Here is a 2,931-nt window from a genome sequence, read left to right as displayed (position 1 = left end):
CCGGGGTTCGCGCTCGCGGTCGGCGGGCCAGCCGGTCATCACCGGTCACCCAGCACGGAGCTGGGGAACAACGCCTCCAGCACACCGATCCGGTGGTGCAGGGCGCGGATCACCCGGCGCGCGCTGTGCTCGCGGACCAGGTCCCGGAAGCCGGGCGACTCCATCAACGTGTCGCGCACCAGCCGCAACCGGACGTCCTGGTCCGGGTGCAGGTCGTCGAGGAGGTCCCACTTGGTGACCACGAACGTGATCGGGCTGGTGGACGCGAACATCGTGCTGACCAACGTGTCCAGGGACCGCTGGAGCAGGGCCGCGCCGCGCCCGTCGCCGTGGTAGGCCTGCCGCACGCGCAGGCCGTCGATCAGGCCGATCAGCGCGTCCGCCCCGTCCACCGCGTCGAACAGCCTGCCCTGCGCGGTGGAGCCGGGTTCCTGCCGCTCGGTCAGCAGCTCGCCGGCGTACTCCAGGTAGTTGAGCCGCAGCACGGTCTCCGGCGCGCTCGCGGTGCGCGTCATGACGTCGAACCGGAACTCCCGCAGCTCGGACTTGCGCGTGCCCGCGGGCCAGCCGCTGTCCGGTGTCGCGACGTCGTGGTACCAGCTGCCCAGCTCGATCACCTGGTCGTACGGCGCGCGCAGGTAGAAGTCCCGGTTGGACGGCGTCTGCATCGCCCGGTACGTGCCGGCGAGCAGGATCGTCTTGCCGCAGCCCTGCATGCCGATGGTGACCACGTCCAGCGTCGGCACGTGCATCGGGTCCGGACCGGCGTCCTGCCGGTCGCGTCGCGCCCGCAGGCGTCGGAAGATCACGACCACCACCACCCCCAGGATCGCGGCGGCGAACAACACCGACATCTCTCCCCCTTCCCGATTCCGATCAGGTCAGCGCGTCACCGTTGGACACGGCCACGGCGAACGGTTGTCGCGGGTCGGTGCCGCGCGGCCCGGTCGGCGGCGCCGCCACCACCGAGACGCCCCACACCCGGACCAGGTACGTGCCCGCCTCCGGCGCGTCCACCACGACCTGCTGCACGTTGTTGGTGGCCCTCGGGAACGGGTGCTCGTCGCCGTGCAGCACGGTCCCGCCAGGGGTGCGGACCTGGAGGTAGAGCTCGTTGACCAGCCCGCCGTTGCCCGGCTGTGAGGGCGCGTCGGTCCACACGAGCGTCACCTTGAGCGGCAGCGCCGGGTCGACGTGGTCGACCTGGTAGGCCTTCACCTCGCCGGTGGAGACCTCCGCTCCGGGACCGTCGGCGAACAGGGTCTGGTGGCGCGCGTCCGGCGCGACCGACCGGCCGACGTCGACCCGGCCGAACCCGCTCACGTTGTTCGGGCCCGCCGGCACCTCGCCGTCGAACTGGCCGCGCACCGGGACCGCGCCGTTGACCAGGAACGCCTTCACCAGCGCGGCGGACGGCGTGCGGTGCCCGCGGTCGCGCACGAGGTGCTGGCGGACCAGCGCCGCGGCGCCGGCGACCAGCGGGGTGGCCATGCTGGTGCCGCCGCTCCACACGTAGTGGTCGCGCAGCGGGTGCCCCTCGGGCAGCCTGCCCCACAACGGCTTCGCCCCGGGCGGCAGCACCGACGACAGCGCGGACAGGTTGTTCGTGCCCGGTGCGACGACGTCGGGCTTGATCCGACCGTCCTCGGTCGGGCCGCGCGACGAGAACGCCGCCATGCCGTCGGCGTTGTCGGACACGTGGCCCGCCGCCGCCAGCCGGGGGTAGCCCAACCGCACCCAGGTGACGTCCAGGCCGGGCTTCGGGTCCGAGCCGGGCGGGCGGGCGTTCTCGGTGGCGCCGACGGTCAGGCAGTTCTTGGCGGTGCCGGGCGAGGTCACCGAGGCGGCGTCGACCACGCCGTCCTGGTCGGCGTCGCGGCCCAGGTTGCCCGCGGCGAACAGGACCAGCAGGTCCGGGTGGTTCCAGGTGAACTCGTCGACCTCGGCCGAGTTCGCCGTGTACACGCCCGGTCCGGCCGCCGCGCCCCACGAGTTCGTGTGGACCCGCGCTCCGGCCGCGTACGCCTCGTGGAACAGCACGCCGATGTCGTCGGGCAGGCCCCGCAACCCGACCGCCGGGGGCGGCCAGGGCGTGGTGAACGGCTTCAGCCCGGCCGCCGCGAGTTCGTCGGCGGTCTTCCAGTCGACCCGCTGGGAGATGGCCTGGAAGAACACCCGCGACTCCGGCGCGACACCCGCGGGCACCACGGCGGCGCCGGCGGACCTGGCGGCCTGGCCGTTGCCCAGCACCGACCCGGCCACGTGGGTGCCGTGGCCGGAGTCGAGGTCGGCCGGACCGTCGTCGGCACCGGGCGGGTCCCCGAGGAACGGCGCCAGGGCGGTGGTCGTCGGCCAGCTCACGATCCGCTCGACCCGGCCGCGCAGGTCGGGGTGCACGGTGGCGGGATCGCCGGTGTCGAGGCCCGAGTCCGCGATGGCGACGACCTGACCCGCGCCGGTCAGCCCGTGGCCGGGGTCGGAGGCGTCGTTCGGCACGCGCATGACCACCCGGGCCCGGTCGTTGCCCAGTTCCGGCAGCGCGTGCGGCAGCACGGCCTGGACGCCGGGCAGGTCCGCGAGCCCGCTCGGGTCGACGTGCGCCACGAGCGTCCGCGCGGTGGTCGTCAGGACCGTCCCGCCGGACCCGCGCACCCACGCGGCGACCTCCTGCACGCTCTCGCCGGGGAACACCGACACCTCGACGAGCTCCTCGCCGCCGACGAGGTCCAGCGCGGACAGCTCCGCCGCACCGGGCTCCGACCCGCCGGCGCGCAGGCGCGGCGAGACCTTCATCGTCGGCCGGAACGGCGTCACGTCCTCGACCCACGGCAACGCCCGCAACCCGTCCACCCGCTCCGGCAGCACACCCACCAGCAGCGTGAACCCGGACAGGCTGTCGTGGACCTCCGCGCCGGCGCCGCGCAACGCGCG

General features: G+C 74.3%; 2 protein-coding genes. Both read right to left on the bottom strand.

Annotated features, from left to right (window positions below; all coding sequences use genetic code 11):
- Window positions 1-38: 38 nt before the first annotated feature.
- Window positions 39-854 carry a hypothetical protein gene (locus AB0G02_RS33700; protein ID WP_360802466.1) on the bottom strand — a complete coding sequence of 272 codons (816 nt, stop codon included), beginning with the start codon at window positions 852-854 and terminating at the stop codon, window positions 39-41.
- A gap of 22 nt (window positions 855-876) precedes the next feature.
- A partial coding sequence (locus AB0G02_RS33695) for a S8 family serine peptidase (protein ID WP_360802463.1) occupies window positions 877-2,931 on the bottom strand: 2,055 nt, incomplete at its 5' end.

Origin of the sequence: Actinosynnema sp. NPDC023658, from assembly GCF_040639995.1 — a bacterium.
Classification (GTDB): domain Bacteria; phylum Actinomycetota; class Actinomycetes; order Mycobacteriales; family Pseudonocardiaceae; genus Actinosynnema.
Note: the sequence above shows the minus strand (reverse complement) of the source record. Positions and strands in the feature narration are given on the sequence as shown.

What these genes read in the sequence shown, in the direction of transcription:
- AB0G02_RS33700 (WP_360802466.1), bottom strand. Translation starts at nt 854, where the DNA reads ATGTCGGTGTTGTTCGCCGCCGCGATCCTGGGGGTGGTGGTGGTCGTG.